This window comes from Microvirga sp. HBU67558 (genome assembly GCF_018069605.1).
Lineage (GTDB): Bacteria > Pseudomonadota > Alphaproteobacteria > Rhizobiales > Beijerinckiaceae > Microvirga > Microvirga terrae.
The window spans coordinates 1-1,053 of the sequence record NZ_JAGPUP010000301.1 but is presented as its reverse complement, the minus strand read 5'-3'; the positions used below and the strand labels follow the sequence as shown (position 1 = coordinate 1,053).

General features: G+C 64.4%; 1 protein-coding gene. It reads right to left on the bottom strand.

What is annotated here, in order from left to right; translation table 11 throughout:
* Positions 1-567: 567 nt before the first annotated feature.
* Positions 568-1,053, bottom strand: a 486-nt coding sequence (locus KBI52_RS01355) for a methyl-accepting chemotaxis protein (RefSeq protein WP_247654100.1), incomplete at its 5' end; no start/stop codon positions are given.

The window sequence follows — 1,053 nt, the reverse complement described above, 5'->3', positions numbered from 1 at the left end:
AGGGGTAGAGCACAACCTTGCCAAGGTTGGGGTCGAGGGTTCGAATCCCTTCGCCCGCTCCAGTTCCTTCGAACAGGGACATTCATCGACAAGGCGCCTCCGGGCGCCTTTCGTGTTCATAGGCCCTCGCTCAGACAAACGGGCCCCGTCCAGGGATGGAGCAGGGCCCGCGGTGACTCTGAGTCACACGTCATCGACGTTCATCCGGGTAAACCGGTCATTTAATCTCAAGATGTCGAGCTGAAGAATGTCTCCGGCGCTCAACGTTTCGACGCGGAGGGGGTCTTCAGCCCAGGCGAAATCGCTATGCGAGCCTCCATCCGTTCAAGCCGGGGCGGGTGCCCGGTTCATCGATATTGCGGAGCAGGCGTCGGTCAGGAACCCGCTCGAACAAGCATGCCGCTCCGCTCTGCGCGACGGGCTCTTCTCCAGGAGCGAGATCACGTCCCGTCAGAGATACAAAGCGTTCAGCATGCGGCTTGTTTCAGCGTGGCGGAAAAGAAAGTGGCCCGGCTAACGAGTGCCGGGCCACGATCATCTCACCTGTCGTCGCGCTGAACGGCCGTGTCAGGCGGCCTTGACGTCCTGCAGGAAAGTCGAGACTTCGCGGCCGAGATCGTGCGAGTGGCGCGACAGTTCCTGGGCCGCTCCCAGAACCTGGGACGCCGCCGAACCGGTTTCTCCGGCTCCGTTCTGCACATCGACGATGTTGCCGGTCACCCGCTCGGTGCCCCGCGCCGCTTCCTGGACGTTGCGGGCGATCTCGGCGGTCGCGGCGCCTTGCTCCTCCATGGCGGCCGCGATGGACACGGAAATCTGCGACATCTCGGTGATGGTGCGGGCGATCTCCTGGATGGCGGAGACTGTCTGGCCGGTCGCCTGCTGGACCGACGAGATCTGCTGCGAGATCTCCTCGGTGGCCCGGGCGGTCTGATTGGCCAGATCCTTGACCTCGGAGGCGACGACGGCGAAGCCCTTGCCGGCCTCGCCGGCGCGCGCCGCCTCGATGGTGGCGTTGAGCGCCAGCAGGTTGGTCTGGCCCGCAATCGTGTT